The 20,464-nt window shown below is 66.3% G+C and carries 18 protein-coding genes; 12 read left to right on the top strand and 6 right to left on the bottom strand.

Annotated features, from left to right (window positions below):
* Positions 1-8: 8 nt before the first annotated feature.
* The 3 genes from CCR95_RS10820 to CCR95_RS10810 form a co-directional block, all read right to left on the bottom strand.
* The gene (locus CCR95_RS10820) at positions 9-1,373 is read right to left on the bottom strand and encodes an MFS transporter (protein WP_201094236.1); all 1,365 of its coding nucleotides are present in this window, start codon (positions 1,371-1,373) and stop codon (positions 9-11) included.
* A gap of 90 nt (positions 1,374-1,463) precedes the next feature.
* Positions 1,464-1,928, bottom strand: coding sequence for a hypothetical protein (locus CCR95_RS10815; protein ID WP_201094235.1), 465 nt, complete (start codon positions 1,926-1,928; stop codon positions 1,464-1,466).
* A gap of 252 nt (positions 1,929-2,180) precedes the next feature.
* Entirely contained in the window at positions 2,181-3,128 is a 948-nt protein-coding gene (locus CCR95_RS10810; protein WP_201094234.1) for a LysR substrate-binding domain-containing protein, read from the bottom strand.
* A gap of 136 nt (positions 3,129-3,264) precedes the next feature.
* Here CCR95_RS10810 and CCR95_RS10805 point away from each other — a divergent pair, with 136 nt between their 5' ends.
* Positions 3,265-4,815, top strand: a complete 1,551-nt coding sequence (locus CCR95_RS10805; protein ID WP_201094233.1) for a diflavin oxidoreductase — start codon at positions 3,265-3,267, stop codon at positions 4,813-4,815.
* Positions 4,808-5,527 carry a phosphoadenylyl-sulfate reductase gene (locus tag CCR95_RS10800; protein WP_201094232.1) on the top strand — a complete coding sequence of 240 codons (720 nt, stop codon included), beginning with the start codon at positions 4,808-4,810 and terminating at the stop codon, positions 5,525-5,527. The genes CCR95_RS10805 and CCR95_RS10800 overlap by 8 nt, the downstream gene beginning before the upstream one ends.
* A 7-nt stretch (positions 5,528-5,534) precedes the next feature.
* Here the strand turns inward: CCR95_RS10800 and rsgA are convergent, their stop codons facing one another.
* A complete protein-coding gene (gene rsgA, locus CCR95_RS10795; RefSeq protein WP_201094231.1) occupies positions 5,535-6,623 on the bottom strand; it encodes a ribosome small subunit-dependent GTPase A in 1,089 nt (362 codons plus the stop codon).
* Positions 6,624-6,634: 11 nt separating this feature from the next.
* Positions 6,635-7,174 (bottom strand): GNAT family N-acetyltransferase, encoded by a 540-nt coding sequence (locus CCR95_RS10790; RefSeq protein ID WP_201094229.1) that lies wholly within the window; start codon positions 7,172-7,174, stop codon positions 6,635-6,637.
* Positions 7,175-7,429: 255 nt separating this feature from the next.
* Here CCR95_RS10790 and CCR95_RS10785 point away from each other — a divergent pair, with 255 nt between their 5' ends.
* From CCR95_RS10785 to CCR95_RS10775, 3 genes are all read left to right on the top strand, one after another.
* Positions 7,430-8,272, top strand: a complete 843-nt coding sequence (locus tag CCR95_RS10785; RefSeq protein WP_201094227.1) for an iron-sulfur cluster assembly protein — start codon at positions 7,430-7,432, stop codon at positions 8,270-8,272.
* Positions 8,273-8,822: 550 nt separating this feature from the next.
* A complete protein-coding gene (locus CCR95_RS10780) occupies positions 8,823-10,253 on the top strand; it encodes a sigma-54-dependent transcriptional regulator (RefSeq protein ID WP_201094224.1) in 1,431 nt (476 codons plus the stop codon).
* Between the two features lie 13 nt (positions 10,254-10,266).
* On the top strand, positions 10,267-11,397 hold the full coding sequence (locus CCR95_RS10775) for a sensor histidine kinase (RefSeq protein ID WP_201094223.1): 1,131 nt from the start codon (positions 10,267-10,269) through the stop codon (positions 11,395-11,397).
* Here CCR95_RS10775 and moaA read toward each other — a convergent pair.
* Complete coding sequence (gene moaA, locus CCR95_RS10770; protein WP_338115381.1) at positions 11,321-12,358, bottom strand: GTP 3',8-cyclase MoaA; 1,038 nt, start codon at positions 12,356-12,358, stop codon at positions 11,321-11,323. The genes CCR95_RS10775 and moaA overlap by 77 nt on opposite strands.
* Before the next feature lie 415 nt (positions 12,359-12,773).
* Here moaA and CCR95_RS10765 point away from each other — a divergent pair, with 415 nt between their 5' ends.
* The 7 genes from CCR95_RS10765 to CCR95_RS10735 all read left to right on the top strand — a co-directional run.
* Positions 12,774-14,456: an NADH-quinone oxidoreductase subunit 5 family protein gene (locus CCR95_RS10765; RefSeq protein ID WP_242523178.1), complete on the top strand. Its 1,683-nt coding sequence runs from the start codon at positions 12,774-12,776 to the stop codon at positions 14,454-14,456.
* A gap of 1 nt (position 14,457) precedes the next feature.
* Complete coding sequence (locus tag CCR95_RS10760; protein WP_201094221.1) at positions 14,458-15,267, top strand: hypothetical protein; 810 nt, start codon at positions 14,458-14,460, stop codon at positions 15,265-15,267.
* Positions 15,264-15,770 (top strand): putative inorganic carbon transporter subunit DabA, encoded by a 507-nt coding sequence (locus CCR95_RS10755; RefSeq protein ID WP_201094220.1) that lies wholly within the window; start codon positions 15,264-15,266, stop codon positions 15,768-15,770. The genes CCR95_RS10760 and CCR95_RS10755 overlap by 4 nt, the downstream gene beginning before the upstream one ends.
* Positions 15,767-18,532, top strand: coding sequence for a DUF2309 domain-containing protein (locus tag CCR95_RS10750; protein ID WP_201094219.1), 2,766 nt, complete (start codon positions 15,767-15,769; stop codon positions 18,530-18,532). The genes CCR95_RS10755 and CCR95_RS10750 overlap by 4 nt, the downstream gene beginning before the upstream one ends.
* A complete protein-coding gene (locus CCR95_RS10745) occupies positions 18,529-18,861 on the top strand; it encodes a P-II family nitrogen regulator (RefSeq protein WP_201094218.1) in 333 nt (110 codons plus the stop codon). Before CCR95_RS10750 ends, CCR95_RS10745 begins: the two co-directional genes overlap by 4 nt.
* A 184-nt stretch (positions 18,862-19,045) precedes the next feature.
* The gene (locus CCR95_RS10740; protein ID WP_242523177.1) at positions 19,046-19,606 is read left to right on the top strand and encodes an MOSC domain-containing protein; all 561 of its coding nucleotides are present in this window, start codon (positions 19,046-19,048) and stop codon (positions 19,604-19,606) included.
* A 644-nt stretch (positions 19,607-20,250) separates the two neighbouring features.
* A partial coding sequence (locus CCR95_RS10735; protein ID WP_201094217.1) for a PLP-dependent transferase occupies positions 20,251-20,464 on the top strand: 214 nt, incomplete at its 3' end.

Below are 20,464 nucleotides of genomic sequence, written 5' to 3'. Positions count from 1 at the left end.
ATCGGTGGTTAGACATTGGCGATCGACATCGGCGAGCCTCGCCGCAGATAGAAATACCAGGTCATAAAGAGCATCGAGGCATAGCAGCCGAGGAAGACCCCGAAGCCGCCGACGATGCCAGCTTCGGCAAAGACGCGGGGGATGAAGAAAGCGCCGAGCGAGCCGATCGCCCCGGCAACACCGATACAGCCACCCGCGAGACGGCGCGCGGAGACCAGTTTGGCGGGGTCGAGCTGACCGGTCTCCGGATCCATGGCGCGCGCCCGGAAGGCGGCCGGGATCATGCGATAGACGGTCCCATTGCCCATACCAGCGGCGACGAACAGCAGTAGGAAGAGTCCGAGGAAGAGCGGGAAATTCAACTGCTCCAGCGTCAGCACCAGACCCAGGCTGCCGATGCACATGAGGGTGAACACGATCATGGTCATGCGCGCCCCGCCGTAGCGGTCCGCCAGCCAGCCGCCGATGGGGCGCACTAGGGCGCCGAGCAGCGCGCCGACGAAGACGACCTTCATCGACACCTCGGGGAACTCCGACTTCAGAAGCGTCGCGAAGGTATTGGCGTAGCCGATGTAGGAGCCGAAGGTGCCGATGTAGAGCCAGGCGATGATGAAGGTGTTCTTCTCCGCCAGCGCCAAACCGAAACTCTTGATGTCGGCCCGCGCGCAGGTCAGGTTGTTCATGAAGAAGAATGCACCCATCGCCGCGATGAGGCACAGCGGGATGAAGATCAGGCCGGCGCGATCCAGCGCCAGTCCGCCGGCGGTGATGATGACGATCGGCACGGTGAACTGTACCCAGGCGACCCCCAGATTGCCGCCTGAGGCGTTCAGCCCCAGCGCGGCACCCTTGACGCGTTCCGGATAGAAGAAGGAGATATTCACCATGGAGGAGGTAAAGTTACCCGCACCCAATCCTGCGAGGCTCGCGATGATGATGAGCAGCCAGAAGGGGGTCGAGGGATCGCTGACGGCGTAGGCAAGACCCGCCGAGGGGATCATGAGCAGCAGGGCCGAGGCGATGGTCCAGTTGCGCCCGCCAACCACCGGGACCGTGAAGGTATAGAGGAAGCGCATCAGGGCGCCGGTCAGACCCGGCGCGGCAATCAACCAGAAACGCTCGTCGGCAGTGAAGGTGAACCCCGCGTCCGGCAGGCGCGGGACGACCATGCCCCAGACGCCCATCATGGCGAAGCCGAGGAACTCGGCGAACATGGACCAGATAAGATTGCGGCGCGCGATCCGCTTGCCGACCGACTCCCATTGAGCGGTCTTCTCGGGGTTCCAGTTGGTGATCCAGCGGCCAGGCTTGGTCTCCAGATGTGCATCGGCGGCGGTGGCGCCGCGCGGCAGGGCATCGGCGGTCGTGGACATAGGTCTCTCCTCATGGCTGCGATGGGCGGATCGCAAGTGACGGCCGACTGGACGTCGCGACTTGCGCATGGTGAAGGGGAGGCTGCGGCGTTAGTCGCCGCTGATCCGTTGCACATCCGTCGACGCGCCGCTCGCGCCCGCCTGCTCCCGTTGGAGCGCCGAGATTTCCTGTTTGAGACCGGCGATCATCCGCTCGGCGTCCTCCAACTGCGTCATGAAGTCCGCGAGATCGGTCCGGTAGGTCTGATCCTGGGTCAGGCGCTCGGCGAGCTCGGTCTTGAGGTCATCCGACTGTTGCTTAACCACGGCGATCGTCTGAATCAGCCGTGCCCCGCCCGCCTTGATCGCGAGCCCCGTGTCGAGCGGTTCCTTAAGACGCAGGATGAAGGCGGTGCCGTCCTTGGTGTATTTCGCGCTTGGCTCCCGGAGGAGGTAGGTATCGACGAGAAAATAAACGCTGAGTGCGCAGGTGGCGACCATCAGGGTCGACAGCGGAATCAGGTTCGGGCGCCAGGGCTCGCGCCCGCTGTGCGTCGGGATTGCAGTCTCGGGCATGGTGACCTCCTAATGTGCGGCGGTGGATGACGGCGGATGGCGAGGACGCGCTCGCCGCCTGCTCCAGCATTCAGCACAAAACAGGCCATCGAACAGGGAAATACCTTCGGCATTGCCAGTGCGGGCGGGCGGGAGGATTCAGGGACGACAGGCAGGGGTTCGGCGTCTGTTGGCGGGGACAAAATGGCGTGGCGATCGACCGTAGACGCGACACTTTGTCGCATCCGCTCGCGGTCGAGCCTGATCGCGAGATTAGGAAAGATGTGTGTTCGCCAACCGTCGAGCGGCGGTTTTTGCGCGATCGATAGGGCCACTGGTCTCGGCCTTGAAGAGCGCGATGAAGTGTCGATGGTAGTTGCGCAGGTGCTTGTCGCGCGCATGGGCGATCTTGGTCACCTCCCACGGAAAGAGCGCGCTGAGATCCCGCAGGCCGAGATCGGCATCTTCCTCTGCCTGATAGGCCATGGCGGCGATGATGCCGACGCCAAGCCCTTCGCGGACATAGGTCTTGATCACATCCGTGTCGGCGGCACTCAACACCACCCTGGGGCGCAATCCGGCCTTGGCGAAGGAGTCGCTGAAGCCGCCCCGCCCGGTGAAGCCGAAGACGTAGGTGACGATCGGGTGCTCGCACAGACTGGCCAAGGTCAGGGGTTCCAGGTCGAGCAGGGGATGCCCGCGCGGCGCGATCAGGCCCCGGTTCCAACGGTAGCAGGGGATGGCCTGGAGACCGATCTTGTCACCGAGCGCCTCGGTGCAGATCGCCAGGTCGACGCGATCGCGCAGGACCAGATCCACCAGTTGCCCCGGCGTCCCCTGATGGATCTGTAGCTCCACCTCCGAATAGGCGCTGACGAAGCGCCGGATCACCGGCGGCAGCACATAGCGCGCCTGGGTGTGGGTCGCGCCCACCCGCAGCACGCCCCGCGCCTCCTCGACGTGATCGCGCCCCACCGCGAGGATATTACCGGTCTGTCGCAGTGCCTCCTCCGCGTAGCGCGCGACCTGTCCGCCGACCTCGGTCAGCCCGACCAGACGCTTGCCCTGACGCTCGAACAGGGACGCGCCGATCTCCGTCTCCAGGTGCTTGAGATGCTGGGTCACGGCCGACTGCACCAGGTGCAGCCGCTCGGCCGTGCGACTGACATTGAAGTGGGTCTCGACCAGCGTGATCAGGGATCGCAGTTGCCGCAGCTCCATATCAATCCTCGCGATAACGATTCATGAATCATCATTTTATGTCGTCTCGCACCCCGACCTAGACTTCGGCGCACGGGGGCAATCGCCCGAATGGCGTCCAGTGCGACGCATGACCGGTGCCAGGGGATTCCGAACGATGGCGCTGACACACCTGAACGCCCTGACCAGTCCGGTGGACGACCGGCAACTGCGCGCGCTCCAGATCGCGCTCAAGGATCTGTCGCCGACCCAGATCGCCTGGGTCAGCGGTTATCTGGCCGGCCTGAGCGGTCAAGCGGCTCCCGCCGCCGTTGAGCACGCTCCGGCCGCGACCGTCAGCCTGCTCTACGGCTCGCAGACCGGTAATGCCAAGGCGGTCGCGGAGCGGCTCGGCGCGCGGGCGCTCGGCCAGGGGATGGAGATCCGGGTGCGCTCCATGGGCGACTTCGGCCCGCGCCGGCTGACCAAGGAGCGCCTGGTGCTCTTCCTCGTCAGCACCCACGGCGAGGGCGAGCCGCCCGACAGCGCCCAGGCCCTGCACGCCTTCCTCCATGACCCACGCGCGCCGCGCCTGGAGCAGCTGAGCTACGCCGTCATGGGTCTGGGGGATTCGAGCTACGAGCACTTCTGCCGCACGGCGGTCGACTTCGATCACCGGCTCGCGGAGCTGGGCGCGCGGCGCATCCTGCCGCTGCAGTGCTGCGATCTGGACTACGCGGCCGACTCCGAGCGCTGGTCGGCGGATGTCCTGGAGCGACTGACCCAGCTCGCGCCCGCCCGGCCGAGCAACGTGGTGTCCCTGCCGGGCGCCCGTCCGAGCCCGCCGCCCACTGTCGCCAAGGACACCCCCTACCCCGCGACCCTGCTGGAGAATCGCCGCATCACGACCCAGGACGCCGTCGCGGACGTGCGCCACCTGGCCCTGTCGATCGACCCCAGCGTCCTGAGCTACCAGCCGGGCGATGCCTTGGGGATCTGGTTCCACAACGATCCGGCGCTGGCCGACGCGGTGCTGACGACGCTCGGACTCGACGGCGAAGCGCCGGTGCGCCTAGCCGACGCGGAGCTGGGTCTGCGCCAGACCCTGATCGAGCGGCTGGAGCTGACGCAGCTGCATCCGGCGAGCGTCCGCGCCTGGGCCGAGCTGGCGCAGACGCCGGATCTGACCGAGCTGGCGACGGATGCCGCCGCTCTGCGGGCCTATGCGAGCGAGCGTCAGCTCATCGACCTGATCGCGGACCATCCCGCCCGCGTCGAGGCCGAGGCGCTGGCCGGTCTGCTGCGCCCGCTCCAGCCGCGGCTCTACTCGATCGCCTCCAGTCAGGCGGAGTGCGAGGACGAGGCTCATCTCACGGTCGCGGTGCGGCGCTACCAGGCCCACGGCCGAGACCATCTCGGCGGGGCCTCGGGCTTCCTGGGGGAGCGGGTCGGCGAGCGGGACTCGGTGCGGGTCTATATCGCCGAGCTGGCCCTGGTCGGCAAGGGGCCGGGCCGTTACAACCTCATGTTCGGCGGCGACGGCATCGGCACCCGGCTCAACCGGCTCTATCGCGAGAACCTCGACGAGACCGCCATCCTGGCCGAGATCGACGGCCTGTTCGGGCGCTTCGCCGAGAGCCGCCAGCCCGGCGAGCGCTTCGGCGACTATCTGATCCGCGACGGCCTCGTCCGGGCGGTGGTGAATCCAGCGGAGGACTTCCATGACTGACACCCCTCTCGACGCCATCCTGGCCGGCGACCAGGCCGCGCTCGCCGCCCTCAACCGGCGCTTGGAGAACCTGCCGGCGGAGGATCGCGCGCTCTGGGCGCTGGAGGAACTGCCGGAGCGGCATGTCCTCACCTCCAGCTTCGGCGCCCAGTCGCCGGTGCTGCTGCATATGCTGACCCTTCTGAAACCGGACATCCCGGTGATCCTGATCGACACCGGCTATCTGTTCGCCGAGACCTACCGTCTGATCGACGCGCTGAACGACCGGCTCGCGCTCAACCTTCAGGTCTATCGCCCGGCGCTCTCCCCCGCCTGGCAGGAGGCGCGGCTCGGTCGGCTGTGGGAGCAGGGCGCGGGCGGTATCGACCAGTACAACTGGATGAACAAGGTCGAGCCGATGGAGCGCGCCCTGAGCGAGCTGGAAGCCCGCGCCTGGTTCGCCGGTCTGCGGCGCGAGCAGGCGCGCAGCCGGGCCGAGCTGCCGGTGCTGCGTGTACAGGACGGCCGCCTCAAGGTCCACCCCATCATCGACTGGCGGGAGTCCGACGTGCATCGCTACCTGCGCCGCCACGACCTCCCGGACCACCCGCTACGGCATCAGGGCTATGTCTCCATCGGCGACGTCCACACCACCGCGCGGCTCCTGCCCGGCATGCGGGAGGAAGAGACCCGCTTCTTCGGCCTCAAGCGCGAATGCGGGCTGCATCGGTAGGGAGCGATCAGGAGTCTCGGCGCGACTTGGACTCCTTCATCACCCTTCGGACCATCTTCCCGAATGCCCGGTCTTTTGTCCGGCGCTCGGCGAGACTCGCGGAGTTGAAGGCGTCCTCCGCCATCAGCTTGCGCCAGCGCAGAAGCCGTGCGGCGTCAAGCTCGCCATGCTCGACCGCCTCCCGGACGGCGCAGCCGGGCTCTCCTTCGTGCCGGCAGTTCCCAAACCGGCATTGCGCCGAGCGTGCCTGAATGTCCTCGAAGATATCGGCAATGCCGGACGCGGCGTCCGCCAACTGCAATTCCCGCATGCCCGGGGTGTCCAGCACCAGGCAGCCTCCGGGGATCAAGTGAAGCTCGCGGCGAGTCGTCGTATGACGGCCCCGGGCGTCGTCTTCGCGGATGGCCTGCGTCGCGATCGCGTCGGTCCCGGCAAGCGCGTTGGTCAGGGTGGATTTTCCAACACCCGAAGATCCAAGGAATGCGACGGTCCGGCCTGGCTTGCACCAGGACGACAGCGCCTCAAGCGGCTCGTCCCCGCGGGCGTCGAGCCCGACGACCGGGATCCCTTCCGAGACCCTGCGCGCTTCCTCGATCCAGGATAGTAGATCCGTCACCAGGTCCGCCTTGGTCAGGACGATGACCGGCTCGATCTCCGCTTCGAGGGCCAGCGCGACGTAGCGCTCCAGCCGGGCCAGGTTGAAATCCTGATTGCAGGAGGTGACGACGAAGATCTGGTCGATATTCGCCGCGATCAGTTGCACCTGCCGACCAGTACCTGGCGCGCGGCGCTTGATCAGGCTTTTGCGGGACAGGACGCGACTGGCCCGAGGCTGGACACGATCCAGCAGCAGCCAGTCGCCCACGGTTGCATCGGCGCGCGGCGGGATGATCTCCACGAAGCCAGCGCCAAGGATCCGAAGGCCGCTGCGATGGACGGCGACGACGCGCGCCGCCGGTGTGTCGTCCAGCGTCTCCAGGCCGGTCTGCCGCGCGAAGAAAGGCCCCCAGCCCAGTGCGGCGAGCGCCGACGGATCGCGGTTGGCGGGTCCGATGCTCGCGCTGTCATGAGAGCGGGCGAAGTCGTCAGGGTCCATCGGAATGGCTCCTACCAGAACAGTGGATCGTTGAGTGCCTCGAAACAGCGGGACGGGCCTTTCAGCGGGGCCATCGTCCGGTCCGTCAGGGACTGACCCAGCCAGCCTTCGGGACGGCTCAGCGGCAAGGGCGCTGGCGCATCCGCCTCGCTGATCGGCCGGAATCCGACCTTGGCATAGAAGCTCGGATCGCCATAGGTCATGGCGATGTCGACACCGGCGCCGCGCAGCTCGGCCAGGCCATGGGTCAGCAGCCGCTGCCCGATGCCCTTCCCTTGTTGATCGGTCGCGACGGCGACGGGGGCCAGAATGAAAACCGTCCGGTCATCCTGCTCATAGGTCAACCGCGAGAAGAGGATACCGCCGATGATCCTGCCGTCTTCCTCGGCCGTGAAGACGAAGCGATCGGTCTCCGCCGTGTCACGCAGCAGGCTGAGCACCAGGCTTCCGATCAGCGCGCCTTCTTCCATACCCTCGGACGCGGTGAAGGTCGCGGTGAAGAGGTCGATGATCTCATCTTCTCGCCCTCGGGGTTCTGTCAAAAGCTTCATGGTGTTTTCTCCGTTGAGGCGATGCGCCGACCTCCGGCACCTCTTCCGCAGTGTACCGCTCCTGGATGGCCGCCAAGTCGCCAAGGGCGGATTCGGCGACGCCGATCCTGGCGACGCTCATGCCGCAATCCCACGCCGAAGCTGGCCTTGGCCTCGCGCGATGGAGTCGCGAGCCCACTCGCCTTCCATCCTGGCTCGAATCTCGCTTACTCCCAACGAGTCCACCACACCCAGAGGAAAACCGAGATGTCGCCCATGCTGCCTGAACAAGTCCGTGATCTCCTGCGCCAAATCCGCTTTCCCGGCCGCTCGCGTGACCTGGTCTCGCTCGGATTCGTCAAGAGCATCGCCGTCGAGGGGTCGAGTATCGAAATCGAGATCACACCCGACTCGATCAACGCCGAGAAGGTCGCGACCATGGAGCGCGCAGTCGAGGAACTGCTGCGGAATGCGCGCTTCGAGACGATCGAGATCCACACCGAGCCACCCTATGACGATGACTCCTTACTGCTCGGCGGAGCCTCCGTCAACCCGCTGCAAGTAGATTTGCGCGAATACGGTCTGGATCCCATCCCCGACCCCGGGCACGGCGGCGCGCCGCACCTGAAGGATTTGCTCGCGGCCGGCGAGGGCAAGCCGGCGAAGTCGAAGGGACCGCCGACCGAGCCGCCCGCCGACTTCGAGCCGCCGCTCATCGAAGGGCCGCAGGGCAACGCGGACCCGACCTATGAAGGTCCGATCCCGGTTTTTCAGTGGCAGGTCGATCCCGAGTCCCCCGAGACGACCACCCACAAGGTCAAGCTCAGCATCGGCAGTTGGAACTATGTCGTCCTCTGGCTGACCCACGCCGAGCAGGATCTGATCTATGCTTCCGTGCATGCCCGGCACTGGATCTACTACAACGGCGAGGCGCGCCCGAACCCCGCCGGCCGCACCGAAGGCGTCAACGTGGTCTACGACCGCCAGCGCGCGGGCGTGGTCGCCATCTACGGCACCGTGAAGGATTTCCGGCCCTTCGTCGACGCTTTCCGCCGCGCCTACCAGGGGGAAGCCGGCGAGCCCGAGCCAGCGGTGGCCGAGGAGGCGAACCACATCTGAAGACGGGGTATCGGGAGGCGGGCAACCGCCTCTGCACCCTCCATCTGAAAAACGCAGTTGATCCATCGAACCTCAGCTACACCACGTCCTTAATCACAACCGCAAACCCTGCCTTGACCGCAATCAAGTCGGGTACGCGGGTTTTCTGGTAAATCTATTCCCACTCCAATCGCCTGCTCTAACCGCGTCCGCAAAGCAGCATTGCTTTTTCGTTAATCGCCCAATTACTCATTCATACAAACGGATCAAAGCGGTTTATCTATCGAGAAACCCGATACAAAAATCCAATAAATTCCGTTTGTGCCGGTATAGAAAACCGATATTCTTCTTCACGATAGGTGCTGGTTCGCGCTTGTCGAGTGTCATCGTCGTCAGTTCTTGCAGCCCTGTTTGACGACGTTCGATCGCTGTCTTGACAAGGGAATGACCTATCCAACATCCAAAGCGCGATCAGGTTTCGCCAAAGCCGCGTCGCGTCATCCATTCAAAAAAAGACCGTTGGCGACTGGCGCACACGCGCCAACCACCGACCAACGCGGAGGAGGAGACCATGACATCCCAGCCACTCGAAAGCCGAGGGCTCGACCTCGCGCGCGATGCCAAGACCGCGACGGACGCGGGCGACTCCATTCTCGTCGTCGATGACGAGCCCGGCATGCTGAGTTTCCTTGAGCGCTCGCTCGCCCCCCATTTCGAGCGCGTGGAGTCGGCCGCCGACGCCAGTGCCGCGCGTGCGCTGGCCCGGAACCTCCATTTCGATCTCATGATCGTCGATATCCGTCTTCCCGGTCCGGCAAGCGGACTGGAGCTGGCGCGCGAGATTCGCGACCGTTACCAGGTCGATCTGGACGTGATCTTCATCACTGGCTACGCAGACATCTATGACGAAATCGACGCACTGCGGGACGCCTCGGCCGATGTCCTGAGAAAACCCTTCCTCGGCGACCAACTGCTGGCCGTGATCCACCGCGCGCGGGAGCGGCGGCGGGTCGCGCGCGAGCAGGCATTGATCCAGCGCGAGCAGGATCGTCGGCCCGCCGCCAAGCGGATCGTCGGGGAGAGCGAGTCGCTCAAGGATATCTGGCGGACCATTCATCGACTCGCCCCCATGCCCTCGACGGTGCTGATCAAGGGCGAGACCGGAACCGGCAAGGAGCTGGTCGCGCGCGCACTCCATGACCTCAGCGGCCGGCGCGGCAGCTATGTCCCGGTCAACTGCGGCGCCATCTCCGCCGACCTCATCGAGGGGGAGCTGTTCGGACACCTGCGCGGCTCCTTCACCGGCGCACATCAGGCGCGCAACGGGCTTTTCAGCCATGCCGATGGCGGCACCCTCTTCCTCGACGAGATCGGCGAGATGCCGCTGCCCTTGCAGGCGAAACTGCTGCGGGTACTGGAGGAGCGGCGTTACCGCCCGGTCGGCGGCAACCAGGAGATCCCGGTCAACGCCCGGGTGATCGCCGCGACCAACCGCGATCTGGCCGCCGAGGTGCTCGCCGGGCGCTTCCGCAAGGATCTCTATTACCGCATCAATGTGGTCGATCTGCGCCTGCCGCCCCTGCGCGAACGCAAGGGCGACATCCCCTTCCTCGCGGGCTACTTCCTCAACGTCCTGTCCACCGAACTGGGCCTGCCCAACGCGGAACTCAGCCCCTGGGATCTGGAGCAGCTCATGGGCTACGACTGGCCCGGCAACTGCCGCGAGCTGCGCAATGTCATCGAGCGATCCCTGCTTCTGGGCAAGCCGGTCGCCCATCTGCTCTGCGTCACGCCGCCCTCGGAGCCGGACGCGGGCGAGCGCGCCCTGGTGTCCAATCCGACCTCGCTGGAGCGGGTGCAGCGCTCGCATATCCTGAACGCGCTCTCCGCCGCCGGCGGCAACAAGACGGTCGCGGCGCGCGCGCTGGGAGTGTCGAGGAAGACGGTGGAGCGCAAGCTCAAGGAATGGGGTCAGCCGGGCGACCCGAGCGAGGCGGACTGACGCGGGCACCCCGATGACGCGCCAGGGCTTCCGCCCGCTCATGGCCTGGCTACGCGCCTGGCTCGGCGGGGCCTTGCCACCGAGCGAGTCCGAGCATCGCTCAGGCACGGAGACCGACGGCCGCGCGTGCGAGATCGCCTGCCTCGAACAGCGCATCGAGGCCCTCTCCGCCGCGCTGCGCGAGACCCGCCACGAGCACCTGGTCCAGACCGAAAAGCTCGCCGCCGTCGGCGAGCTAATCGCCGGCATCGCTCATGAGCTCAACAACCCGCTCGCCATCATGCTCGGCCACATGGAACTGCTGACCCGCGAGCTGGGACCGGAGACCTGGTCGGTGCGCCAGGAGGTCGATCTCATCCTCCGGCAGATCGAGCGCTCGCGCGGGATCATCGACAGCCTGCTGCGCATCGCCCGTCCCATGGATGACATCCGTGTCCTGGAGCCGGTCGAGATCGCGGTCCTGATCCAGGAATGCCTGACGCTTGTGCTCCAGGAGGCGCGCCGCACGGATGTCGAAATCCGCACCGATCTGAAAGCGACCCTGGGGGTGCGGATCAGCCTTCAAGACCTGCGTCAGGTCATCATCAACCTGGTGGTGAACGCTGTGCATGCGGTCGAGGCCAACCGGGGGACGATCGAGATCCGTTCCCGTGATCTGGACGCGCGCGGTATCCTCATCGAAGTCCGGGACACCGGCCCCGGGGTGCCGCCCGATGTCGTCGACCGGATCTTCCGGCCTTTCTTCACGACCAAAGGCGCGGGGCGCGGGACGGGGCTCGGACTCTCGGTCAGCACGGGTCTCATCCGCCGCTACGGGGGCGCGCTGACGCTGGAGTCGACCTCCGCGCAGGGCACCGAATTCCGCGTCTGGGTGCGGCGCGAGCCGGTCTTCGACGAGAACGACAATTGGCTTGCCCAGACCCTGGTATCGAGCCTGGAGGCGCGGCCGTGCCAGCCGCCCTGGCGTTGGCGCGAGGTGACGCCGGCGTCACCTTGCCAGCGCCCCGAGACGCTCGCGCACGACCCCTGGCGGACTTGGCCCGGCCTGGACCCGGTCCTCATGCCAGTCAACCGCCCGTCATGTTCATGTGACGAAAGATCACCGGCTTGGCCTGGAGATCGAATTCATGACCCCGGGGCTTGAGGTCCATGGCGACGACGATGGCCCGCTTGACCCGCTCGTCGTCCGTGGGGTTGGCGTGCAGGACACGCCGCAGATCGGTCGAATGCTCCTGACCCAGACAGAGCAGTAGCCGCCCGAGTGCCGTGACCCGCACCCGATTGCAGTCGCCGCAGAAGTTGTGGCTGTGCGGCGAGATGAAGCCGACGCGCGTCTCCTCCCCGGCGATCTGGAAGTATTTGGACGGACCGCCGGTGCCGTCGATGGTCGGCAGCAGATCGAAGTGCCCGGCGAGATCGCGCCGGATCTCGTCGCTCGAATAGTAAGCCTCGGCCCGATCGTGATCGCCGATCACCCCGAGCGGCATCTCCTCGATGAAGCTGATGTCGATCCCGCGCTCGATGGCGAAGCGCACCAGGTCGACCACTTCGTCATGATTGCGGTGCTTGAGCACCACGGTGTTGAGCTTGATGCGCTGGAAGCCGACGCGACGCGCCGCCTCCAATCCGCTCAACGTCTTGCCAATCTCGCCGATCCGGGTGATGGCACGAAAACGCTCGGGACTCAGGGTGTCGAGGCTAATGTTGATCCGGGTCACGCCGGCATCCTTGAGCGCGCTGGCATAGCGTCCGAGCTGGGTCGCGTTGGTGGTGAGGGTGAGATCCCGCACCCCCGGCAGCGCGCCCAACTGCTCGAACAGCCAGAGCACATTGGGCCGCACCAGCGGCTCGCCGCCGGTCACCCGCAGCTTGGTCACGCCCAGTTCGCTGAACAACCGGCCGAGTCGCGCCATCTCCTCCAGGGTGAGGAGCTGCGCGCGCGGCAGGAAGGTCATCTTCTCCGACATGCAGTAGACGCAGCGCAGATCGCAGCGGTCCGTGACGGACAAGCGGACATAGGTGATGCGGCGGCCGAAGCGATCGATCAGGTTGGCGACCGGCTGTTCGATCGGGTCGGCGGGTGTGGCGGTTGGATGTCGATTCACGCGATCTCCTGATGGCGATTGACGAGCGCGGAGGGCGCGCGACCCCTGACCGGTGCGCCACGCGTAGGACTCCGCGCCGCTCAGGTCATCTGACGTCTTGCAGGCTCCGTGCCGTTGCAGGCGCCCCCATTCGCGACCGAGGTCGGCCCATGGAACTGGCGTCCGTGCTGGGACAAAGAGTCTCGACGCCGGTCATCGACCGGGGCGTTTTGTCCCAATCCTCGGTTTGGCAGGCGCTTCCCATCCGTGTCTTTTGAGACGCCGAGCGGTGAGGATGGGAACGCCCGACCAGCCTCGCAGCCAGACTCGGCTTCTTGTCACGGGATTTGCCCATCCTACATCCCTCGTTCTGGCGCGTGATGTGCTTGTGGCATCTCAGACTCGTGACCAGACACGGACCGGGAGCCACGCCGCCTTGCTTGCCTCTATCGCCTATCTGCTGCCGCTGCTGGGGTTGATCTCGGCGCTGACCGTGCTGCTCCTAGCCCCGCGGATCGGCGAGCGCGTGGCGCGTCTGAGCGTGGGCTTCAGCCTGGTCATCTTCGTCGTGGCCCTGGGTCTCTTCTCGCAACAGATCTTTTTGGGTCAGGGGCAGCTCGCGACGCTTGGCATCAGTCTCTTCACCATTCATTTCGACGCGCTCACCGCCCTCATGGCCCTGGCCGTGAGCGCCATCAGCCTGGTGGTGCATCTCTATTCGGTGCGCTACATGCGCGAGGATCCGGCGCATACCCGCTTCTTCGTGCTGCTCGACGGCATCAACGCCATGATCATGCTGATGGTGCTGGCCGGAGATCTGCTGACCCTGCTGCTGGCTTGGCATTCCATGGGCGTCATCCTCTACTTCCTGCTCAACCATGACACCCGGCGCGAGGCCGCCAACCGCTACGCCTTCTGGACCCTCATCACTCACCGGATCGGCGACCTGCCGCTGATGGCCGCCGCCGCCCTGCTCTATTCCAGCTACGGCACCCTGAGCATCCCAGTCCTCTTCGAGGCCATCGCCGCCGATCCCGACGGCGCCGGTGCCCTGGGGTTGCCGGTCAGCGAGACCGTCGGGCTGCTGATCCTGCTGGCCGCCTTCGCCAAGTCGGCCCAGTTCCCCTTCCACACCTGGCTGCCCTACACCATGGAGGGACCGACGCCGGTCTCGGCCCTGATGCATGCCGGCATCGTCAACGCGGGCGGATTCCTCATCAATCGCTTCGCGCCGGTCTTCGCCCACACCGACTCGGTGCTCCAGATCGCCCTGCTGGTCGGGCTGACGACCACGCTCATGGGCTCGGTGATGATGCTGATGCAGAGCGACATCAAGCGCTCGCTCGGCTATTCGACCATGGGACAAATGGGGTACATGGTGATGGAGTGCGGTCTGGGGGCCTTCTCGCTGGCGATCTTCCATCTGATCGCCCATGGCATCTTCAAGGCGACCCTGTTTCTCGATTCAGGCAGCCTGATCGGCCGGGCGCGCCGGGATTCGAACATCCCGGAGGGCGAAATCTACCAGTTCATGGTCGAGCGCCGGACGCCCCGGCCGCCGCTGTCCTGGATCGTCTTCGCCGGGATCACCATCGCGGTGCCGCTGGCGATCGTGGTCAGCGCCCACCAGATGATCGACGAAGGCTTCCTTAGCCACCAGGGGGCCATGATCCTGCTGCTGTTCGGCTGGATCACCGGCGCCCAGACCCTCTTTTTCGTCTACAAGATCGGCGGCGAGCGGCCTTTCAGGCTGCTGGGCTACGTGGTCCTTTCCTTCGCCCTGGTGATCCTGGGCTATGTGCTCGCCGGACACATGATCGACACCCTGCTCTATCCCGACCCGGCCTTCCGCGAAGCGATCTACGACGCGGCCTCCCTGCCGGCGCCGCTGTTCACGGTACTGATGCTGGTCCTGGTCGCCGCCATCGCGGGGGCCTGGCTGCTGGTGTTCCGCTCGGCCGCCCGGCGCGAGCCGCTCACCCGCCGCTACCGTAACGGCTATCTCTCGCTCTACGCCTGGATGTCGCGCGAGTTCTATGTCGCGGACCTCCATGGCCGGCTGGCGAGCGCCCTGCTGGCGCGCTCACGCCGGCTCAACGCCCTGCTGCGGTGGGTCTGAGATGGCGCCGATCCTGCTACTCATGGCCGGGTTCTTTCTGCCGCTCTATCCACTGAGCGCCCTGCCGAACGCGCTCCTGCAAGGCCAGGTGAAAGACGGCGCGCTCCCGAACGGCGATTGGCGGCGCGGCCCGGCATTCAAGGCCACCCTGATCCTGGTCTTTCCGCTCATCGGCATCGGCCTGCTCGCGCTGGCGATGGACCAGCCGAGTGCGGGGGATGGCTGGCCGACCCTCTTCGCGGTCTGGGGCGGACTGACCTCGGTGCTCTACGCCTTTCGGCTCCTGAGCGCGAAGGATGGAGAAATCTGGATCTCGCACCTCTATTCCTCCGCGCTGGCCCTGATCTGGATCGGTGTTGGCTCCGGGGTGAGCTCGCTGCTGCCCGCCATCGGTCTGTCGATCTCGCTGCTACCGCTGGTCTTCCTGCTGGACCACTTGACCCGGCGCTTCGGCATCGCGCGTAGCGGGCTCTATCCGGGGCTCTGCTGCCGCCTGCCCTGGCTGGCGCACCTCTTCGTGCTGGCCGTGCTGGCGGCCATCGCCGTGCCCTTCTCGCCGTCCTTCTTCGCCCTCGCCGCACTCGCCTTCGGCGGCGTCGCGGCGGACGCGGTCGTGGTCCTGCTGCCGATCTGTCTGTCCTGGCTGCTCTGGACCTGGGCCGGCGTCAACCTCCTGAGCGGCATCGTCTGGGGCGTTCCCAGGGAGGATCTGACCTACCGCGACCTGGAACCGCGTCAGGCGCTCGGACTCGGCGGGGGCATGATCGCCCTCGGACTCTTCGGCATCCTGCTGGTGGAGGTGGCGCTATGACCGGGAACCCGCCCGAGCGGCATCCGCCCTCCTCCGACCCGTCTGGGACGCGGCCGGGCGAGACAGGCTTGGGGCGCGCACTCAAGATCCGCTCCATGGTCACGATGGCCGGCGAGTTCCTGCCCTTCGTCTGGCCCATGCGTAATTTCATCCACCACAACCCCCTGCACGGGCTGGAACATCTGCCGTTCGAGGAGGCGGTCGAGCGGGCCAGCGCGCTCTTTCACGCGCGCGGCTATCTGCGCCGCACCGAGTATCAGGCGCTGCTGCGCGAGGGACACATCGATCCGGCGGCGATCGAGGAGCTGGTCGCCGAATTCCTGCTGGCCCAAGGCCCGGACCTTTCCGCCCCGGAGCACCAGGACGAGGACGGCGTTGCGCTCGACCTGCACCGCATCCTGGTCACCCTCATGACCCGCATGGATCAGCCCAGCGTCGGCAACGCCTTCCCGAGCACCGACGCCATCCTGGCGCGGTTGCGCCCGCTGGCGGAGGCCCCATGAAACGGCTCGCGGCAGAGGAGATCGGCACGCGCTGGACGCTCTACGACCTCATCGACCAGCTCCATGGCGAGCGCATCGGCGCCACCCTGAACGAGTGGCTGATCAAGGGCTGCCTGGACTTCCTCGACGAAGGCCAGTCCGCCTGGCGGATGCCGGGACGTCGGCAGGGGCTGTTCCAGTCCTGGTGTCAAATCGCCCGGCGCAACCGCCGCTGGCGTCTGCGCGGGCTGGATCTGGGTCCGACCCTGGAGCGGGTGGAACAGCCGGAGGCGGCGATCGATCTGGTCATGACCCGGCTTGCGATCCCCGAGCGGCTGTGGATGGACTCCTTCGCCGTCGAGCTGTCCAAGCTCCACGGCTGGGCCGGCTTCGTGCGCTGGCGCGCCCAGGCCAGGGACTATTACTGGCAGGAGCGCAACCCGGCGGATCTGGTCGACTTCATCGCCATCCGTCTCATCCTGTCGCTGCCCCTGATCGAGGAGGCGGAGCGCCGCAATCGGCGCGACTTTCGCTACCCGGCCTGGGTGCGTTGCATGACCGAGCGTCCGCACGAATGTCTGCTGCGCCGTGAGCTGCATTCCGGGGCTATCCTTCCCGACTACGCGCACCAGGTCGAGGTCGCGCTCGACGGCGGCGACGCTAAGCGGATCGAGGCGCTCTGTCTCGACTACGAGCACGAGAAGACCGCGCGCGAGGCCAGCAGTCGCGCCCTGCGTCTGCGGGAGCTGTGCGAGCTGGCCGGCATCCCGCGCGCGGAGCTGGCCACGCAACGCTCGGGGGCGCTCCGCCAGATGATCGAGGCGGTCCATGGACTGCGCGCGTGTGAGGGCTTCTTCTGGATGCAGGCGCTCGAACGCACCTACATCCGTCAGTTGCTCGACCGGCTCGCCGCCCCGCGCGAGACCCCAGCCGAGGCGCTCGCGCGCACCGGCGCGACCGCTCCGGGGGTCGCCGGCTCCAAGGTCCAGGCGCTCTTCTGCATCGATGTCCGCTCCGAGCGGCTGCGCCGCCAGCTCGAAGGACTCGGCCACTACGAGACCTTCGGCGTCGCCGGATTCTTTGGCGTTCCGGTCAACTTCATCGAGCTTGGAAAGGGTCATGAGACCGCGCTCTGTCCGGCCATCGTGACGCCGCGCAACGTGGTTCTGGAGATGCCGCACGAGCACGCGCCGCACGGACAGTCGCTCTTCCATCTCGCCACCGAGGTCGTCCACGACCTCAAGTTCACGGTGCTGGCGCCCTACATCACGGTCGAGGCGGTGGGTCTGCTGTTCGGCTTCGACATGGTCGGCAAGACCCTCGCGCCGACCCTCTACAACCGCTGGCGCAAGCGGCTCGACAACGGCCGCCCACCGACGCGGCTGATGATCGACAAGCTCTCCGAGGAGGACGCGCGCGATCTGATCGCGAGCCTGCAGGACGAGCTGGTGGTGCGGGCGCTTGATCGGCAGCTCGGGATCAAGCGCGAGGCCGTCACCACCGGGATGATCCAGGAGCTGCGCGAGATCGCGCTGGGAAGGGCCGCGGCCCCGAGCCAGCTCGCCCGGCGCTTCGACCTCGACAGCGCCGCCGAAACGGTCTTCATCACCCGTCTGCGGCTGGAGTACCGGCTGACCCCCGACCAGTCGCGCCTCCAGCTCGAACAACTGGCGCGGATCGGCTTTAGGATCGAGCATCAGGCGCAACTGGTGCGCAATACACTGAGCACCATGGGTCTGGTCGAGGACTTCGCCCGCACCGTCCTGGTCGTCGGCCACGGCAGCCGCTCCCAGAACAACCCCTATGAGTCGGCGCTCGACTGCGGCGCCTGCGGGGGCGACAAGGGCCTGGTGAACGCCCGCCTCTTCGCCGCCATGGCCAACCGGCGCGAGGTGCGCGAGCGGCTCGCCGGACAGGGCCTCCGCATCCCGGAGGACACCTGGTTCATCCCGGCCCTGCACGACACCACGACCGACGAGACCCAGCTCCACGACCTCGACCAACTGCCGCCAGGCCGCCTGACCCAGGTGACGCGCATCCAGGAGGATCTGGCCGCCGCCGGACGACTCTGCGCGCGCGAGCGCTGCACGGCCCTGGGCGAGACCGGAGTCGACTCACCCGAGGCCGCCGCGCGCCGGGTCAAGCGCAACGCGCTCGACTGGACCCAGGTCCGACCGGAGTGGGGTCTCTCGGGCAACGCCAGTTTCATCGTCGGCCACCGCGACCTCACCCGCGCGGTCGATCTCGCGGGGCGGGCCTTCCTGCACTCCTATGACCATCGTCGGGACGCGAGCGGCGCGGCGCTCGAAGCCATCCTCTCCGGCCCCTTGATCGTCGCCCAGTGGATCAACCTGGAGCACTACTTCTCGGTGGTCGATAACGCCGTCTTCGGCAGCGGCAGCAAGGTCTATCACAACGTCGTCGGGCGCTTCGGCGTCATGACCGGCAACGTCAGCGACCTGCGCACCGGGCTGCCGGCCCAGACGGTGCGCCAGGGCGAGCGGCCCTACCACCAGCCTATGCGCCTGATCACCGTCATCGAGGCCCCGCTGCCCTTCGTCCAGAGCGTCCTGAGCCGGGTCTTCAAGGTCCGCGAGCTGGTCGAGAACGGCTGGATTCGCCTGCTGGTGATTGACCGCGCCGAGGGCGCCGCGCACCTCTTCGAGCAAGGACAGTGGATCGCGCGGCCCTGGGCGACGCGGCCCGAGGACAGCCCCCCAATCGTCGCTCAGCCGGCCCAGAGAGTCCGGAAACGTCCGATTCCCGTGGAGACATCCTCATGAAGTCACTCGCCATGAGCGCCATGAAGAAGATCGAGATCATCGTCGAGGGCCAGCACCAGGGCTTTATCACCGACCTGCTCGAACGCGCCGGCGCGGGCGGCTACAGCATCCTGCACAACCTCTCCGGCAAGGGGACGCACGGCGCGCACAAGGGCCATCTGATGTTCAACGACGAGTCGGTGCTGGTGATGGTCGTCAGCGCCGTCCCGCCGAGTCTGGTCGACCCGATCCTGGAGGGCTTGGCGCCCTTCCTCGACCGGCACATGGGCGTGGTCTTCACCTCGGACATCGCGGTCAGCCGGATGGTCAAACCGGAGCCAGAAGATTAGACAGTCGCGATGAGGCCCACCAAAGACCACGGATGCAGGCCATCAAAGACGCCTTGCCCGGTCATGCGCGGTGTCGACTCTTTACCTTTCGTCCTCCTCGTCTCTGTTAGAGTGAGACGTTTTGAAAGCCGGCTCCTGCCGGCTTCTTTTTTATTCCAGCTTGATCGCCGAGTCAGAGAATGCAATGGGTATCGAGCAGCCGCCTCAGGGTATCGTCATCGCCGTCGCAGTAAACGCAAGCCATGGATTCTCCAAGCAGACCCGGCCGAGTATTCGTGTGCTGTCGGGACTCGGGGTCGAGGGTGACGCGCACGCTGGGGCCAGCGTCAGGCACCGCTCCCATGTCAGGCGCGATCCTGCCCGGCCGAATCTGCGGCAGGTACATCTGATCCAGAGCGAGCTCTTCGCGGAACTTGCCGCGCGCGGATTCTTGATCGATTCGGGCGGCATGGGCGAGAACATCACCACGCGGGGCATCGACCTCCTGTCGCACCCGCGCGGCACCGAGCTGTCCATCGGGACCGACGCCGTGATCCGGCTCACGGGTTTGCGCAGCCCCTGCTCCCAACTGGATGCCTACCGGCCCGGACTCATGGCGGCCGTGCTCGACCGCGCGCCGGACGGCCATCTCATCCGCAAGGCCGGGGTCATGGGCGTGGTGATGCGCGGGGGAACCATCGTGACGGGAGACGCGATCCGGGTGACCTTGCCTGCCGAGCCCTTTCAGTGGCTGGAGCCGGTTTAGGTCTCCGCGCCAGGGAATGGAGCAACCTCGTCGACGTCATCGGCGGCGGGATCGTGCTGCACGTCATCGGGTGTGCAAATCTGCCGGACCTGCGCCCTAGCGCGACCGATCCCTCGAGCGAACGGGTGTCGCACCGATGACGACTGGCGCGCGACGGCAAAGGCGGGAGTGACCACGCACCGAATGCACTCCCAGCCGAGGTCGCCGATGCGTGATCCGGCCTGAAGCGATCAGTTCCGGGCGGCAACGGCCGAGATCCGTCCAGAGACCGGCCAGGCTTCGTTGCCAAAATCCATCAACCGATTGGTTGATGGTTTTGATCGGATCTGCCAGTATCCTGATCAACGGTCATCGTGACCGAATTCAGGACAGGGGTCCAAGCCCGAATCGGCGCCTTCCCATCATCGAATCACCCATGCCTATCCGGTTAGCTCCCAAGCCAAGTTTCTGGCGGATGGCCAGAACTCGACATGTGTTTGGGACCGCCGTGCGGGGCGGGAGCTTACATCCAATGCAAGGCGTTGCGAGGCGGGGTGAACACATTTCCGTGTTTGGCACGAGTGACGCTACCCAAGATCGACCATCTTGGGAGCTAACCGGATAGGCATGGAATCACCAACCAGACGTCCCGCGAGGAGTCCGCCATGACCGCACCTCCTTCGACCGCCCTGGCCACCCGCTGCGTCCACGCCGGCGAGCTGACCGATGCCCACGGCAGCCCGCACACGCCAATCTATACGACCACCACCTTCGCCTTTCCCTCGACGCAGGCCGTGCTCGACGTCGTTGAAGGTCGCGTCGCCGGCAGTCTCTACACCCGCTATGGTCTGAACCCGACGATTCAGTCGCTGGAGACCA

This window comes from Thiocystis minor (assembly GCF_016653465.1).
In the GTDB taxonomy this organism is placed as follows: Bacteria; Pseudomonadota; Gammaproteobacteria; order Chromatiales; family Chromatiaceae; genus Chromatium; species Chromatium minus.
The sequence above is the reverse complement of the archived record's forward strand: the minus strand, read 5'-3'. Positions and strand labels throughout refer to the sequence as shown.